Source organism: Mesotoga sp. Brook.08.105.5.1 (assembly GCF_002752635.1).
Lineage (GTDB): Bacteria > Thermotogota > Thermotogae > Petrotogales > Kosmotogaceae > Mesotoga.
In genome coordinates, this window is the sequence record NZ_AYTW01000010.1 from 13,078 (window position 1) to 28,582 (window position 15,505).

At 46.2% G+C, this 15,505-nt stretch carries 16 protein-coding genes; 6 read left to right on the forward strand and 10 right to left on the reverse strand.

Features of this window, described 5'->3' with window-relative positions:
• Positions 1-45: 45 nt before the first annotated feature.
• From V512_RS04760 to V512_RS04770, 3 genes are read right to left on the reverse strand one after another with little or no spacing between them, the layout of a single operon-like run.
• Complete coding sequence (locus V512_RS04760) at positions 46-735, reverse strand: DUF2877 domain-containing protein (RefSeq protein WP_099829318.1); 690 nt, start codon at positions 733-735, stop codon at positions 46-48.
• Positions 732-1,916, reverse strand: coding sequence for a CaiB/BaiF CoA-transferase family protein (locus V512_RS04765; protein WP_099829319.1), 1,185 nt, complete (start codon positions 1,914-1,916; stop codon positions 732-734). The genes V512_RS04760 and V512_RS04765 overlap by 4 nt, the downstream gene beginning before the upstream one ends.
• A gap of 2 nt (positions 1,917-1,918) precedes the next feature.
• Positions 1,919-2,809, reverse strand: a complete 891-nt coding sequence (locus V512_RS04770; RefSeq protein WP_099829320.1) for a carbon-nitrogen hydrolase family protein — start codon at positions 2,807-2,809, stop codon at positions 1,919-1,921.
• A 296-nt stretch (positions 2,810-3,105) separates the two neighbouring features.
• On the opposite strand from V512_RS04770, the gene V512_RS14475 reads away from it, so the two are divergent.
• From V512_RS14475 to V512_RS04780, 3 genes are all read left to right on the forward strand, one after another.
• On the forward strand, positions 3,106-3,402 hold the full coding sequence (locus V512_RS14475; RefSeq protein ID WP_133117320.1) for a hypothetical protein: 297 nt from the start codon (positions 3,106-3,108) through the stop codon (positions 3,400-3,402).
• Between the two features lie 236 nt (positions 3,403-3,638).
• The gene (locus V512_RS04775) at positions 3,639-4,964 is read left to right on the forward strand and encodes a TrpB-like pyridoxal phosphate-dependent enzyme (RefSeq protein WP_099829321.1); all 1,326 of its coding nucleotides are present in this window, start codon (positions 3,639-3,641) and stop codon (positions 4,962-4,964) included.
• A gap of 129 nt (positions 4,965-5,093) precedes the next feature.
• Positions 5,094-5,366: an HU family DNA-binding protein gene (locus tag V512_RS04780; protein WP_099829322.1), complete on the forward strand. Its 273-nt coding sequence runs from the start codon at positions 5,094-5,096 to the stop codon at positions 5,364-5,366.
• A 34-nt stretch (positions 5,367-5,400) separates the two neighbouring features.
• Here V512_RS04780 and uvrC read toward each other — a convergent pair whose 3' ends face one another.
• Genes uvrC through V512_RS04815 form a run of 7 tightly spaced genes read right to left on the reverse strand, consistent with a single transcriptional unit; the run spans position 5,401 to position 13,006 of the window.
• Complete coding sequence (gene uvrC / locus V512_RS04785; protein WP_099829323.1) at positions 5,401-7,128, reverse strand: excinuclease ABC subunit UvrC; 1,728 nt, start codon at positions 7,126-7,128, stop codon at positions 5,401-5,403.
• Entirely contained in the window at positions 7,121-7,654 is a 534-nt protein-coding gene (locus V512_RS04790) for a DUF501 domain-containing protein (protein ID WP_099829324.1), read from the reverse strand. Before V512_RS04790 ends, uvrC begins: the two co-directional genes overlap by 8 nt.
• Entirely contained in the window at positions 7,624-8,439 is an 816-nt protein-coding gene (locus tag V512_RS04795) for a 50S ribosomal protein L11 methyltransferase (RefSeq protein WP_099829325.1), read from the reverse strand. The genes V512_RS04790 and V512_RS04795 overlap by 31 nt, the downstream gene beginning before the upstream one ends.
• Positions 8,436-9,173, reverse strand: a complete 738-nt coding sequence (gene rnc, locus V512_RS04800; protein ID WP_099829326.1) for a ribonuclease III — start codon at positions 9,171-9,173, stop codon at positions 8,436-8,438. Before rnc ends, V512_RS04795 begins: the two co-directional genes overlap by 4 nt.
• Entirely contained in the window at positions 9,173-11,071 is a 1,899-nt protein-coding gene (locus tag V512_RS04805) for a transketolase (RefSeq protein ID WP_099829327.1), read from the reverse strand. Before V512_RS04805 ends, rnc begins: the two co-directional genes overlap by 1 nt.
• A 20-nt stretch (positions 11,072-11,091) precedes the next feature.
• Positions 11,092-11,976, reverse strand: a complete 885-nt coding sequence (ricT, locus tag V512_RS04810) for a regulatory iron-sulfur-containing complex subunit RicT (protein ID WP_099829328.1) — start codon at positions 11,974-11,976, stop codon at positions 11,092-11,094.
• Positions 11,969-13,006: a hypothetical protein gene (locus V512_RS04815; protein ID WP_099829329.1), complete on the reverse strand. Its 1,038-nt coding sequence runs from the start codon at positions 13,004-13,006 to the stop codon at positions 11,969-11,971. Before V512_RS04815 ends, ricT begins: the two co-directional genes overlap by 8 nt.
• A gap of 47 nt (positions 13,007-13,053) precedes the next feature.
• On the opposite strand from V512_RS04815, the gene ndk reads away from it, so the two are divergent.
• The 3 genes from ndk to V512_RS04830 are packed head-to-tail and all read left to right on the forward strand — an operon-like array spanning position 13,054 to position 15,496.
• Entirely contained in the window at positions 13,054-13,497 is a 444-nt protein-coding gene (gene ndk, locus V512_RS04820; RefSeq protein ID WP_099829330.1) for a nucleoside-diphosphate kinase, read from the forward strand.
• A complete protein-coding gene (locus V512_RS04825) occupies positions 13,497-14,675 on the forward strand; it encodes a class I SAM-dependent rRNA methyltransferase (RefSeq protein WP_099829331.1) in 1,179 nt (392 codons plus the stop codon). The genes ndk and V512_RS04825 overlap by 1 nt, the downstream gene beginning before the upstream one ends.
• Positions 14,672-15,496: a zinc dependent phospholipase C family protein gene (locus V512_RS04830; RefSeq protein ID WP_243392258.1), complete on the forward strand. Its 825-nt coding sequence runs from the start codon at positions 14,672-14,674 to the stop codon at positions 15,494-15,496. The genes V512_RS04825 and V512_RS04830 overlap by 4 nt, the downstream gene beginning before the upstream one ends.
• The last annotated feature ends 9 nt before the right edge of the window (positions 15,497-15,505 follow it).

Consider the following 15,505-nt stretch of genomic DNA (forward strand, 5'->3'; position numbering starts at 1 on the left):
TTATCTTAGTCTTTCCCATTAAGCCTAACAATATCTCTAATACGGTCATTCACCAAGTTCAAGTCCATAGGCAAGGCCGGCAAGCCATGCCTTTCCCGACAGATGACCCCATTTTGTGATACTGTCTGTCTTTTCAAGTACCCGGGTTGCATCACCGTCTGCAATAGCTGAAACCATTTCGATTCCTCTCTTCCAGAATCTACCCTCAAGAGCATCCTTTATCATTTCTGAAGAGAACCAGCTCGTTTTTCGATCAAGCATCTCTCCTTCGATTGTCAACAAGCTCTTCTTTCTACCCGTGAAACGGAGAGCCATTATCCAGCCAACCAAAAAGTCATCACCTGCCGGTGTATACCCCGGTCCAAGTCCTATCAATCTCTCCGGTTCATCAATAGCTTCATGAAGGTAGCTAAGCTCCTCTGCATCCATGAACTCCAACCATTCAAGCCAAAGGCCTCTCAGCTTCTTATCCCGTAAACCGTCGATTTGAGATGGATCAAAGCCCACAGAGGCACCGTCAATACCGACCCTAATCTCTTGACCTACCTCAAGGGGAGGAAATGCCTCAATTAATGACGATCTTGGAAGATAGTGCTCAGGGTCGAGCAAGACAGAGTATCTTCTCCCGCAATGATCCATCAGGTTCAAGGCCGTTCTATAAGCACTTCTTACAGTAAGCTTTTCGACTTTGTTTCCCCAATCTGCGCTTCTCTGAAAAGGATAAAGAAGAATCATATTACCCCTTTTTCATGCAATTCTTCAATCTCCTCTAGACTTATTCCCAGCATTCCCGAATAGATCTCTTCGTTATGCTCACCGAGTAATGGCGCAGGTCCGGAAATTGACGCCGGTGTTTCAGAGAACTTTATTGGCACACCAGGCATTTTCACAGTTCCATTCCTGTGAGTTACCTCGACAATCATCTCTCTTGCTTTGATCTGCTCGTCTTCAAAAAGATCGGCGACGTTGTTTATCTTGCCCGAGGGGATGTCCAGTGCCTCAAAGGTGCCGAGCCATTCCTTGGATGTTTTCTTCTTAAGCTGAACTCCTATAATCTCCATCAACTGATCGATATTCTTCACCCTTGACGGGTTATTCGCAAACCTCGGATCTTCGCAGATGTCTGCTCTTTCGATAGCTTTGCAGAATTTCTTCCAGATGCCATCGTTTCCCACAGCTATGTTTATCATTCCATCCAGAGTCTCAAAGGAAGAAAATGGCGCAATTGATGGATGCCTGTTTCCAATTGGAGTCGGAATCTCTCCGGTTGCCGCATATCTTGCTATTGCGTTCTCCAAGACAGCGACCATACTGTCTAGCATAGCAACATCCACTTTTTGTCCAGACCCCGTGCTGTTTCGACTCTGAAGTGCCGCAAGTATTCCTATACACGCAAATGTTCCACAAAATATGTCTGCAATGGAGCTTCCTACCTTCGTTGGATACTGTTCATCGGGACCGGTTATACTCATGATTCCACTCAATCCCTGTATGATCAAATCATAGGCTGTTCTCTGGCTCATGGGACCGGAGTGCCCGAAGCCCGAAGAACAAGTATATATGAGCCTCGGATTCATCTCTTTCAGCCTTTCGGCGGAGAAGCCCAGCCTTTCGAAAACGCCCGGTCTGAAATTCTCGACCAGAACATCGGATCTCTCGATCAGCCTTTCGAGAAGCTTCTTTCCCTCCTCGGTCTTCAAATTGAGAGTAATGCTCTTCTTTCCTCTGTTTATACTCATGAAATAAGCGCTTTCTTCACCAACAAAGGGGCTGAATGATCTCGAATCGTCGCCCCCATCGGGTCGTTCAACTTTGACAACAGCTGCGCCCATGTCGCAGAGCAGCATCGTACAAAACGGTCCCGCTAGAACACGGGTAAGATCTAATACGAAAAGCCCTTCAAGGGGTTTACCCAAAATTATCTCCTCCTGTACGGAATTCGTTTTGAAGGTTCAAACACGCTTTTTCCTTCAGCAAGAATATCCCTGTACGAATCTAGGTTTCTGTCTTCTATGTGGTCGAAGATCTGGTCTCTAGACGTCCCAGGAACTATCTTCTTAATCGGATCCTCATCGAGTTCGGCAGAAACGAATTCTTCACACCCTGAAGCCTGAACTAGCTTTGCTCCAGAAGGGTGGACTATCATTGACGAGCCGAAGAAATTCGCTCCGCTTGCGTCCTTGCCAACGAGATTCGAAGCAACCCAGTAAACATGATTGTCATACGCCCTCGCCCTGTTCGTGAGCTCCCATTGATCAAAGGATCTCATAAATGCCGAGGGCCTGCAGATTACTTCCGCCCCCTTAAGAGCCGTAACTCTTGCCAACTCGGGAAAGTCCCCATCATAGCAGATCACCACACCGATGTTGCCAATGGGTGTCGAAACAACTAACGGATCGACTCCAGGAGTTGTCCAACCTCCCGCCGACAGTCTCTCCGTGGGGAAAGGATGTGTCTTCCTGTATACTCCTAGAATTCCCTCGGGGCCGAGAATAGCAGCGCTGTTGTATATAACCCCTCGCTCTCTTCCGCGTTCATAGGTGGGGAAACACAAATATATCCCAAATTCACGAGCCCACTTCACTCCCTCATGTGTAAGACGGCCGGGAATTGGTTCCACGGTATCCCAAAGCGAATTTGCGTTTCCGAGCGGGGTGAAACCCGTAGTAAAGCTTTCAGGCAGAACTATCAGCGAGGCTCCCGTTTCTTGTTTGCACCTGGTTATCCAGCGATATGCAGCTTCCAGATTCCTTGCCACCCTCATTGGTTCTGCTTCAAATTGAATAGCTGCGGCCACAAACTTCTTCATAGTCAGCAATCCTTTCATTTAACATAAAAAGTACCTATATTTCACAATCTAGCACATCAAAGGCGGAATTGAGAAATGGTATTTGCAGACTTTACAACTGATCATCCTTGAACAACCACTCCTTTCAGGCTGTCTCGCGCTTTTCTTTAGAAAGAACCATTCCAGACTCAAAGGTTACGAATTGTTGGTTCTCCTTTATTCGACGAGAGCAGAGGTCTTTGGTGACCCCCAGGGGAGTAAGACAAGTAAGTGAGGAATAGTAGACAAACAAGGGATGAATATGGTTGTGACCGAAGATGAAAGCTATTTTTCATTCCGTTTATTTCATAATGCTACTGTACCATGATGGCGATCAGCACGGTTTGTCTGGAAGAAGGATACCCCTGAACCTCAAAGAGTTGAAATATCTCTCGCTTTCGATCATTTGCCTTTACTTTGTCTTCCTCATGGCCGGCCGGGTAGGGGTTGCCGGTGTTGTCCCATCAGCCTACGATTTGAGGAACGTCGATGGCAGATGCTATATGACTCCGGTAAAGTCACAATACGTGCCCGGTCAATGGTGGAATTCGGTCGGCCTACGTAATGCATCATAATTAAATCTACTCAAGAGACCTCTGCTTGACTTGTAACATACCGAAGTAGTATATTTGGTTAAGCTAATTCAGCGAGGGATTATTATGGTTGTCAATCAATTTCTAAATAAACTGAATATGTTCTGGTGGTGGAGCTGCCCCTTCGGTGGGGGTTAGCCTTTCGCTACTAGGGTAAACCCATATTGAAGGGGCTCTCATAGTTGAGAGCCCCTTTACTTTTGAGGAGGTATATTGGCATGAAGAAAAGAATTATTGTGAATTTGAAGTCGGAGGAGCTTCCACGAAGCTGGTATAACATAAAGGCTGACTTACCATTCAAGATGGATCCGCCTTTGAATCCGGCAACCAATGAGGTGATCGATCCTGCAGATATGATGGCGATCTTCCCGAAGTCGATTGTTGAGCAGGAAATGAGTGAAGAAAGGTTCGTCCCTATTCCTGAGCCCGTTCTGGATGAGTATGTGGTATTCCGCCCCAGTCCACTTATAAGGGCGACCTTTCTCGAAGAGTATCTCAACACTCCAGCGAGGATATACTACAAGTATGAAGGCAACTCCCCGACCGGAAGTCACAAAACGAATACGGCAATAGCGCAGGCTTATTACAACAAGGCCGATGGAATAACCGAGCTAACTACGGAAACGGGGGCTGGACAGTGGGGTAGCGCCCTCTCGTATGCGGGCAGGAAATTCGGTTTGACGGTAAGAGTCTTCATGGTGAGAAACAGTTTCCAGTCGAAGCCAATGAGACAGCACATGATGAGAATGTTTAATGGAGAGGTTGAGCCGAGCCCTGGTGAACACACCGAAAGCGGAAGGAAGTTCCTCAAAGACAGGAAGAATTTCTCAGGTTCCTTGGGAATGGCAATTAGCGAGGCTATCGAAATCGTTCTGAATTCTAAGACGAAAAAGTACTCTCTCGGAAGTGTTCTCGATCATGTTCTTCTTCATCAGACAGTGATTGGTCTGGAAATTGAAAAGCAGCTGGAGATCCTCGGCGAAAAGCCTTCATCGATTCTTGGCTGTCACGGTGGCGGGTCAAACTTCGGCGGATCAATCTTGCCGTTTGTGAAGAGGGTATTCGAAGGAGAGAAAATTGAGTTCGTTGCCTGCGAGCCAGAATCATGTCCTACGCTTTCTAAAGGCGAGTATCGGTACGACAGCGGAGACACTGCTGGATTCACGCCGCTGCTGAAGATGTATACGCTTGGGAGAGAGTTTGTTCCACCCGCAATTCATGCCGGTGGTCTCAGATATCACGGTGCGGCTCCTCTCGTGTCGCGATTAGTGAAAGAAGGCATTGTCACTCCGGAAGCTTTCCCTCAAGAAGAGACTTTCAAAGCAGGTCTTCTCTTCGCTACAACGGAGGGTATTGTTCCCGCACCGGAGTCAACCCATGCAATTGCAGGTGCTGTTCGAAGAGCAATTGAGGCAAGGAAAAACAGAGAAGAGAAGGTTATTGTGTTCACTCTGAGCGGGAATGGCGTTCTAGACCTCTCTTCTTACACTAGCACAATCGAGGCGCATAAGGACGTGCTCAACTTCGACAACCTGCGCCCATAAGGCATTGTAGAGCATTGACTTGTTGAAATCCTTTTCGTCAAACGGTTTCAGATGATTCTATGTTGCAGAAGTCAATTAGAAAATGTTAGAATTTGGTTGTGATCTGAATTCTAGCTAGGGGGTGTACCTGTGAATAAGAAAGAACTTATCGCTGTTCTTGCACAAAGAACTGGAGCAACCAAGAAACTTGTCGGAGACGTAGTTGATAGCTTTATCGGCGTGGTAGGGGAAGAACTCTCAAAGAACCAGGAAGTTAAGCTAATAGGTTTCGGAACGTTTGAAGTTACCATGCGAAAGCCCAGGATGGGTGTCAACCCGAGAACGAAGGAAGCTATCGAGATTCCTGGCGGGAAGGTTCCGAAATTCAGACCTGGCAAAGAGCTAAAAGAGAAAGTTCAGTAATAATTGTCCTGCCGATAAGAGATGAAAGTGGAGCTTAGTCTCCACTTTTTTCACTAGCCCATCTCGTTACGGCTTCAACCGCCTTACTGTTTTTCAAGACAGAGCGGAGGTCATCTTCAGAGGCCTTTGAGATTCCTTTGATGCTTCCAAAGGCCTTCAAGAGTGCCTTCTTTCTTTTGGGTCCTATTCCTGGAATATCATCTATCTTCGAAGTTAGAAATCTCCTCTCCCTCAGAACTCTGTGATAGTTAACTGCGAATCGATGCGCCTCATTGTCTATAGAGATGATCATTCTCAACACCGGATGTTCTTCTTTGAGTCTTACTCTGTCGCGATTATCAAGAAACACAAGCTCGTTGAACTCCTTTGCGAGTCCAACTATCTCGTATTCTTCGATCCCTATCTCTGCAAATGCCTTCTCAACTGCTCTCAACTGAGGTTCTCCTCCGTCTATAAGCAGAAGATCGGGGAGAGGGTACTTTGTGTATCGCCGTTTGACTACGGTTGCCATTGCTTCGAAATCATTTGGTTCTTCAAGCTCGCTTATTCTGTACCTTCTGTACTCCGACTTGTTCGGCTTACCGTTATCGAAAACTACTACTGAAGCGACTGTGTAGAGACCTTGTGTATGAGAGATATCGATTCCCTCGATTCTCGAGGGAAATCTCTTCAGTCCAAGTATCTGCTGAGCCTGTCGCAGCGAATGAGCCGCATTCAGTCTTATCTTCAGCTCTTCGTCGATATTCTTGAAGGCGATACTCAGAAGTCTCTCTTCCTGCTCATCACGGGGATCTCCAATGTAATCAAAATCTCTTCTGAATTGCCTCACATCTTTTTTCTTCAGACCGGTTACGATTAAAGACTTTGGAATTCTGTTCTTCTTGGCGTAGTAAAACTGGGTAATGAAATCCATAGGAGTACCATCCGGGAAGTCGAAAACCAGCTTTCCCAAGAGCATTCCTCCCCTTACCTGCAGCAGGGCAGCGAGCCCGGCCGAAACGGCCAATATGTCTGCCTTCAAATCTAGCGGGGCTTCAACCCCCTGAAAGGCGTAAAGGTCATCCATCGACGACAGAATGTCCCTTATTTCTGCCGCCCTTTCGAACTGAAGAGCCTCCGACAATACAGTCATCCTCTTGAGGAGAGCTTCTCTAACTTTTATCGTGTCCCCTTCAAGGAATTCGGTTAGCGCAGAAAGCTGCTCTTGATACTCTTCAGGAGAGACCTTTTCAACGCAAGGTGCCGAACACATTTTCAGATGATATAGAAAGCAGGGTCTCTTTATCCTGCCGAGATCATATGTGCATGTGCGAATCTTGAAGACTTTCTGTAGGAATTCGAGTAGCTTTCTGACAAGTCCGGCGCTCGTGTATGGACCAAAATAAGTGCCTTCGAGCTCCTTTGTTCGCGTGATCGCAATATAAGGATACTCCTCAGCGGATATGTATATGTATGGATAAGTACGCGAATCCTTCAGGAATACATTGTACTTCGGCTTTTTACTGAAGATTAGGTTGGCCTCGAGAAGCAGAGCCTCTCTTTCGGATGTGACCATTATGAAGTCCAGATCCTCCGACTCTTCGGCGATGCGTCTGGCCTTTTCGTTCTGAGACCACGTCGACTCTCTGAAGTATGAGAGGACTCTCCTCTTCAGCTTCTTTGCCTTTCCTACGTAGATTATTGCATTCTTTTCGTCCTTGAAGATATAAACTCCGGGTTCTTCCGGAAGCTGCGAAGCCTTGTTCAGTATTTGTTCATTCATTTCGGTTCAACAACTCTCTGCAAATGACTCTCTCAGATGAACAACGGGTTCTTTCTAAGAGACTCCATACTTCTCGTCCAATGGGGTTGTTCACACCGCCAAGAAAGTTAGCCAACTGCAGGTGAAGACACTTAACCATTTTCAGATTTCTTATCCCTCCAATACCTCTACCAAGCAGCAGCAACTTCTGCGATTCAGATAGAGTGCACCGACCGAGGATTCTCTTTTTGATCAACGTGGTTTCTTCATGAGCTTTGAGATACTCGTCTGCAAAAACGCCGTCACGTTCGATTCTCTTCTCGAATTCAGTTATCATTCCCCCGCTCTCAAGACGGGAGACTTTCTCCTTCAAAAAGGGGCAGCTCAGCCAGAAAAGTGTCGGGAAGGGCTTTCCATAAGAAATGAGGGAGGACTCAATAACTTGCGGAAATCCCCATTTGCAGACTCTGGCTACTCTGAAGTCGTTCTTCAGTTCTCTTCCTAGTTGAAGAGAGACTATTTTCTTCTCAATTTTATCGCTTTCCAATCTCCGTCTTCCCTGCTGCTCTCTATAAGAAAGGTTCCTTCAATAAGGTTTCCGATCTCACTGAACTTGTCTTTGTAAATTCCCGAGAGGATTACGGTACCGTGTTCATCTAGAAATCTCTCTAGGTCAAGAACAAATTCTCTCAAAAGCTCCACAATCATATTCGAGACAATTATGTCAAAACGCTCTTCGGGTTTTACAGAGGAGAGAAATTCCGATTGTCTTGCATCTATATACACATCATTTATCCTTGCTGTCTCATTGGTCTTCTCTACCGAGTGCTCGTCTATGTCGAGCGCCACGATCTGTGATGCGCCCTTCTTCGCAGCAATTGCCGAGAGGATACCTGTGCCGCAACCCACGTCAAGAACTCTAGAGCCTCTGACAACGGCTTCAACAAGAAGAGAGGCAGCCAGCTTCGTTGACTCATGAAGGCCAGTGCCAAACGCCATTCCCGGTATAATTCCGATCTTATTCGGATCGACTACTTTTTTCTCTTCCTCAAGAGGAAGGACTTCAACGCTTTTGCAGAGCTCGAACGGTACCAGAGTCTCTTTCCATTTCTCGAACCAATCCTTTTGTTCGGTGAACCCTAGATCGGAGAACTCCATCTTACTTAGGAAGTAAGGTAGTTCCTCCCCTTCTTCAAGAAGTACATGCAGAGCAATTCCAGAGTCGACGGTCTTCTCGAAGAAGAGATTAGAGAATCCTTCATTCCAGCTGATTCCCTCAATCAAGTCGCTTTCTTCTTCTGAAACAAAAGAGACTAAATGTCTGTACTTCACTTCTCAGCACCTGCCTTATCGAGCCCTTTACGAAGAGCTTCAAGAGCGTGCTTCGCGGCAAGCTGTTCTGCCGCTTTCTTCGTCCTACCCTCTCCTTCACCGACAATCTTTCCATCCAAGAAAACACCGACTTTGAACCATTTGTCCTGAGGTGGTCCTTCGTCCAGAATCGTTTCATATGATGGTCTAGAACTGAAACGAGCTTGGGTTAACTCCTGAAGTGAGGTCTTGTAATCAAGAATCAACTCGCCGTTGACCGCCTGATCAATATAGTCGCAAAGCTTTGACTGAACAAAACTGACCGAGGCTTCAAATCCACTTGTCAAGAAGACTGCAGCAAGAACGGCCTCAAACGTATCTGCGAGAATAGAATCTCGATCAGACCCACCCATTTGCCTCTCTCCTTTTCCCAGAAAGACGAAGTCTCCTATCCTCATGAATCTTGCGACATCGGAAAGGACTTTTTCGCTTCCAACCATCGCCCTGATTTTCGACATGTCGCCTTCGGACAATGAGTATTCATCAAACAGCGTTTTCGCAAGTGACAGTTCAAGAACCGCATCTCCGAGAAACTCCATCCTTTCGTTTGACTCCAGAATCCTCTCTCCGTTCTGCGCGAGCTCGTTGGTGAACGAGGAATGGCAGAGAGCCCTGAAAGCGAGCTCTCTGTTTGCTTCAATTCCGTTTATTCTGCAAAACTCATTTACTTGCTTTTCTTCCTCGACGCTTAGCATTACCGGGCAATTCTCCTGATCTTCTCAACCATTTTGCCGCTCGAAAGACCGCAGAGATCGAATAGCAGCTCATTATCACCGGAGAACATATATCTCTCTACACCAAGCTTCTCAAATCTCTCAGGCATTATCTTCGAGTCGATCAAATAGTCCGATAGAATCGTGCCTAATCCACTCTCCACATTGTGATCTTCTGCGGTTATAACGACTTTGGACAAGTGTTCTTTGACGCTATCGAAATCCGCTTCTAGAGGGCAGCTGACGTTAAGAACCGTGACTTCTATTCCCTCTGACCTGAGCTTATCTGCAGCCTCAACGGCCTTATGGGTTACCTGACCGGTCGTAACTATGGTTACACCCTTTCCTTTCCTGACAACATCGACCTTGCCATATTCAAACTTGTATCCATCGCCGAAGAAAGCTCTTCCATTTTCATCGGAAATTGGATTCATAGTAGATCTGCCCATGGCAATGACGAAGTTTCCTTCAGTCGCGCTCACATACCTTACAGCTTTGTCCGTCTGATTTGGATCTGCCGGTACGATCAGCTTGAAGCCAAATAGATTCCTCAAGGCCCCAATGTAATCAATACAGTGGTGAGTCTTTCCATCTTCTCCCACGTCTATTCCCACATGGGTCACCCCAACTTTGACGTTTGCTTTGTTTATGTCGTTCAGCCGTTGCTGATTGTAGGTTTCATCGATTCCAAAGACTCCAAAGTCTGCAAAGAAAGTAAGCACACCACATACGGACGCAGCACCGGCAACCGTTGCCGCATTATGTTCCTGAACTCCAATCTGAACGAAGTTCTCCGGCCAGACCTTCTCGAACTCGTTTACCTTCGTTGAGGGTTTCAAATCACAATCAACAACCATCATCGGAACTTTTCCCTTGTTCAGCTTTCCAATATCTGCGAGAGCCCTTCCAAAGGCCGATCTGTTGTCGGTCTTCTTGTCAACAGGATAAACAATCGAATCTCCCGTGACCGGTCTTACCACTTCGTCTATGGGGCGCACATGTTCATGATAAGTGGGAAGCTCCTTCCTCATTTCGACATATCTTTCGATATCACTTTCAAGGCCAAGCTCGGCAAGCGCAGAGGCGGCCTTCTCCATATCCAGAGGTTTGCCGTGATACGAAACATCACCCTCCATGAAGGAAACACCTTTTCCCATAACTGTTCTGCCAATTATGACTGCGGGGGTTCTTGAATCGAACGCTTCCACGAGAGCTTCATTGAGCTCGGCATAGTCGTGGCCGTCGACCTCTATAACCTTCCATCCATCAGCGAGATAGTTTGCCTTAATGTCCACGTACATTATGTCGCTCGCTTTTCCGGAGATCTGAGCATCATTGTAGTCGACAACAACAACAAGGTTATTGAGCTCGTATTTCTTGGCCGTTCTTCTTGCCTCCGCCACCTGACCTTTTGCCTGTTCGGCATCACTCATGGCTACTATCACCCTGTTGTTTTTCCCTCTGATTTTCGAAGCAAGGGCCATGCCAACACCTACGGACAACCCCTGTCCAAGATTTCCTGTAGTCCATTCTACGCCAGGAATCCCTCTTGTGATGTGACCCTCGAATATCGATCCGGGATGCCTGAATCCGGCAATTGCCTCGTCAATGTCTATAAAACCCAATCTCCCAAGTGTCGCATATACCCCGGGAGATGTATGACCGTGGCTTACAACAACCCTATCGCGTTCGGGATCGTAGGGGTTCTTCGGATCTTTCTCTGCAAAATCATAAACGGATAGGAATATGTCTATCGATGACATTGAACCGCCCGGATGACCGGAATTCGCAACTGTGGTCATCTTTATGATGTCTCCCCTGCACACTCTTCCAAGGTTTTCTAGTCTCTTAATCTCATCTTTCGTCAGCAAACGCGCCATATCCAACCTCCATTCACACTTCAACCGTCAATCGAAATATCCTCGTCTCTATTCTTTATTAACTCATCGGGATTTGTGTCCTGAATAATAGATCTCTGGCTCATTCTAAAGTCATCAAACTGAACCTTGAGCATCTGGCCGTCATCTGCAACCAGGGTGATCACTTTCATGAAGATGTTCACCGTTAGAACCTTGCAAGTCTTTCCTTCATAGTCGACAAGAGACCCTTCATCAGGGATATCCAATAACTCATTTTCATAGAGCTCCTGTTCATAGGATAGACAGCAAAGCAGTCTTCCGCACCTACCGGATATCTTTGCAGGGTTTATCAACAATTGCTGCTTCTTCGCATGCTTGAGCGTTATACTCTCAAACTGTCTCAAGAAGCGGACGCAGCAAGCTGTCATGCCGCACAACCCGAGGCTGCCGGTCATTTTAACTTCATCTCTTATTCCAACTTGCCTGAGCTCTATCCTCGTTCTGAATGCCCTGGCAAGATCCTTCACCAACTCTCTGAAATCGACCCTGCTGTCGGCACCAAAATAGAAGACTATTCTTGAGCGATCAAACATATATCTCGCCTCGAGCAATCTCATAGGAAGCGAGTGCTTTTTTATCAGCTCCTGGCAGGTATTCATAGCAGCTTCGGCCTCTTCCTTGTTCTTTGCATGAGTCTCCCAGTCTTCATCAGTCATTACCCTAACGATCGGTTTCAGCTCTTCCTTTGAGTCATCTATGCGAATCTCAACTGGTCCATACATGACCTTACCCACATCCAGTCCGAACTCACTCATTGCAAGCACACGATCTCCCTGCTTTAGGAGCTGTTCACTAGATGTGTACTGATAAAGCTTGCCAACAGAGTGAAACTCGACTCCATATACAGTTCCATATATTTCAGGCATCTGAATTACCTCCGTTTTCTCTTCTTACGAGGCTCCTCGAAACCGAGTACAGAGCTCTGAATGAAACGAGATTCGAGTTCTGAGATGAAGTCCTCTGTCTAAGGAACCTGTCACACCAAGCAAAATCTGCCAGGATCTCCTTTCCCGGCACGAAACTCACTAGCCATTCTATCAGATCGAGGTTTACAACGGAGTTACTGGAAGTATCTGCCGATAGAATTACTACATCTCTCAGTATGCTTCTGGCTACTTCAACGAGCTCACGCGATCTTTCAAATGAGCCCTGCCCAATGAATAGAGGCGAGATTTCTCTGAAGGTTGTGAAGAATTTGTCAGATTCTACGATGCTTCTGCAGAGAGCAGCAAATGCTCTTCTTCGTCTAACAATATCTATCGGCTCGTTAACTTCACTCTCAGACAGTACAGAAACCAGTCCGTTGAGGTCTGAAGGAACCTCCATCGAACCCCAGTCTATGGACTCGACTTCCTGATCAAGAAAGAACCGAAGAACAGAGAAGTTCTGTCGCGCACATGCGTAGATTCTCGATACGCTATTCCCATACTTATCTCTCAATTTACCTATCAGTTCTTCAGGAACATCAACAACGACAGAGACCGTTCTGCTCCTTACTGTGGGAAGAAGAGACTGCCATGAAGTAGTGGTCATTATCAGCGTTGCAAAACAGGGAGGCTCTTCGAGTATTTTTAGGAAGGCATTTGCACTCTCATCTGTCATCTTTTCACATTGATGGACCAATAAATACTTTCTCTTGCCTCCCGAAGGCTTGTGGAGCATCATCTCTTCAATATCCCGCACTCTGTCAATTCCGATGTTCCCTTTCTCAGGCTCTATAAGAAGAAAATCTTCAATATATCTCTTTCTGTTCCATTTTGGATCGGACTCGACCAATGACAAAGCCGAAGTCTTCAAGTATTCGCTGTCTCTGCCTACCAAAGTCACGCTTATTCCCGAATTTCGAGCCAAGAATCGGGCAAGTCTGTCGCTAACTACTCCGTTGAACCACTCCATGTTTTAATTATAGCAATGAATGACGAATTTGATTGGAGGGAAGTATTATGGAGAGAACATTTGCTTATCTGAAGCCAAACGCTATTCAGCGAGGCCTCGTAGGAGAGATAATCAGAAGAATCGAGGAAAAAGGTCTTAAGATATTAGCTCTCAAAATGCTCATGATTTCAGAGTCTAAAGCTAGAGAACTATACAGGGAGCATGCCGGGAAAGACTTCTACGAACCTTTGCTCGGTTTCATACAATCTGGCCCAGTTGTGGCAATAGTTCTTGAAGGTGAGGATGCCGTTCAGAGATTGAGAATCCTCATTGGAAAAACCGATCCGGTCCAGGCAGACCCGGGAAGTATTCGTGGAAGGTTCGGCGTCTCCGTCAGAAAGAACCTCATCCACGCTTCAGACAGTATTGAAAGTGCAATTCGCGAAACGAATATCTTCTTTGACAAAACTGAGATTCTTGACTATTCTCTGTTGATTGAAGGGCAGCTCTGATGCTAATTGCGCAAATAAAAAAAGGAAAGGAAGGAAAGGTGTTGAATTCTTACCCGTGGATCTTCAAAGATGAAATCCTCTCTCTTGAAGGCTCTGCAGATAGAGTAAGCGAAGTCAATGTCTTCTCTTCTACTTACGAGTTCCTGGGGAAAGGCTTCTTCAACCCTGGTTCAACGAGGTCGATAATGGTTCTAACTAATCATGATGAAGAACTGGGAGAGGCTTTCTTCAGAAAGCTTCTGAATAAATCCTTGCAGAAAAGAGACAGGCTTTTCGATACACCTTACTACAGGCTTATCCATGGCGAGGGGGATAGACTTCCTGGACTTGTAGTTGACAGATACGGCGATTTTTTAGCAGTGCAGTTCAGAAATCTGATCATGCAGGAAAGAAAGCAAATGATCGTCACCCTTCTTTCAGATCTTCTGAGCCCGATAGGAATCTACGAACGCAGCGACTTTGAGATGGGGGTGGACGACAGAATTGAGAGAAACACCGGCCTGCTTTGCGGGAAAGTACCGGACTCAATCGAAATTGAGGAAAACGGCCTAAGATTTCTTGTAGATGTCAAGAACAGCCAGAAGACCGGATTCTTCTTTGACCAAAGAGACTCCAGAGCATTCTGCAGAAAGATTACTAAGGAGCTGTCGCTTCAAAAGGGGCTAGATCTCTTCTCTTTTACGGGCGGCTTTGGACTCAACATGGCATTCTCCGGAGCAGAGGCGATTTGTGTTGACAAGTCGGAAGAAGATCTAGAAAGGGCAAGACTGAACTCCGTAGTGAACAAGGTGGATAACCGGCTGCAGTTAGTCCAGAGCGATGTTCTTGCCTTCCTTAATGAATTTGAAAAGAATGACTATTTTGATATAGTAGTATTGGATCCGCCATCCTTTGTTAAGCATAAGAAAGAGCTTCCGCATGGAATTTCACTTTTCAGAAAGCTAGTAGAGAGCACGCTACCGTTAATGAAGGATGGGGGAATCCTCGGCCTCTGCACTTGCGCCTACAATATTGGGATTGAGCATCTAGTAGAGTCTGTAAGAAGATCAACAGAAAGAAGAGGCTTGAGGTTTTCGCATTTGGCGATCACTCTGCAGTCACCTGATCATCCGTGGCTTTTGGAGGTTCCTGAAAGCCTTTATTTGAAGTGTCTGTGGGGCTTCGTAGAGAAGGAGTGAGTTTTTTGCCCGGCTTCTGGACTCATATCATGTATGGAAAAGATGTTCTGGAAGAAATAGGACTCGATCTTGAAGCCGACAAAAGAGAGGAGTTCAATCTTGGGTGCCTCTTTACTGATCCTGGACAGTATTGCTCAAGAGAAGATCCGGAGTTTTCTCTCTGGAGATTTTCTCATACGCTGAGATGTGATGATTTTGCCGAAGAGGTCTGCAGAAGAGCCGAAGAGATCTCTCGCTTCTACTCTCTCGGGGCGATATGCCATTACTTTCTCGATGCAACCGTTAATCATTATATTGTCGCCCGTGCGGGAAATGGATATAAGTATCAGCAGCTTGAGACAATGATAGACAAAGTAATACTGAAGAACAGAGTAGAGGCGGTTATTCTTGACCTTGATCCGACTGCCGAGTTTTCCAAGTCTCTACCTGAAGCTCTAGAAGATCTTTACAGAGCGATTGCTGAGGAGTACTACGGAGTGAAAGGTTGTTCTATCCAGAAGGCAATAAACTCTATGAACGAGTATTTCGCGGGGATATACGGTCGTTCCAGACTGGGCATCATTCTCAAGAGATTCAGCATCAAGGAAGGCTCTCCGGAAGAGGCTTTTTTCAAAGACACTCATACAGATCCGCTGAATCTGGAAATGAAACCTTGGTTTCACAGTATAGCTGGATGGGAGAGTAAAAAGACCTTTGAAGAACTTTACAGCGATGCCTTCGACAAGGCTGTCCATTTTATGCAGAGTTATCTGGACGGCGTAGGCGAGTTGTCTTTACCCGGGGTCTCTCTCATGACCAATTTACCATTAATGGAGTACTGACTAACAAAT

Excerpts from the sequence above, each read along its gene's own strand:
- V512_RS04775 (WP_099829321.1), top strand. The coding sequence starts at position 3,639 with ATGAAGAAAAGAATTATTGTGAATTTGAAGTCGGAGGAGCTTCCACGA.
- rnc (WP_099829326.1), bottom strand. The coding sequence starts at position 9,173 with ATGCTAAGCGTCGAGGAAGAAAAGCAAGTAAATGAGTTTTGCAGAATA.
- V512_RS04805 (WP_099829327.1), bottom strand. The coding sequence starts at position 11,071 with ATGGCGCGTTTGCTGACGAAAGATGAGATTAAGAGACTAGAAAACCTT.
- V512_RS04815 (WP_099829329.1), bottom strand. The coding sequence starts at position 13,006 with ATGGAGTGGTTCAACGGAGTAGTTAGCGACAGACTTGCCCGATTCTTG.
- uvrC (WP_099829323.1), bottom strand. The coding sequence starts at position 7,128 with ATGAATGAACAAATACTGAACAAGGCTTCGCAGCTTCCGGAAGAACCC.
- ndk (WP_099829330.1), top strand. The coding sequence starts at position 13,054 with ATGGAGAGAACATTTGCTTATCTGAAGCCAAACGCTATTCAGCGAGGC.
- ricT (WP_099829328.1), bottom strand. The coding sequence starts at position 11,976 with ATGCCTGAAATATATGGAACTGTATATGGAGTCGAGTTTCACTCTGTT.
- V512_RS04760 (WP_099829318.1), bottom strand. The coding sequence starts at position 735 with ATGATTCTTCTTTATCCTTTTCAGAGAAGCGCAGATTGGGGAAACAAA.
- V512_RS14475 (WP_133117320.1), top strand. The coding sequence starts at position 3,106 with ATGAAAGCTATTTTTCATTCCGTTTATTTCATAATGCTACTGTACCAT.
- V512_RS04770 (WP_099829320.1), bottom strand. The coding sequence starts at position 2,809 with ATGAAGAAGTTTGTGGCCGCAGCTATTCAATTTGAAGCAGAACCAATG.
- V512_RS04825 (WP_099829331.1), top strand. The coding sequence starts at position 13,497 with ATGCTAATTGCGCAAATAAAAAAAGGAAAGGAAGGAAAGGTGTTGAAT.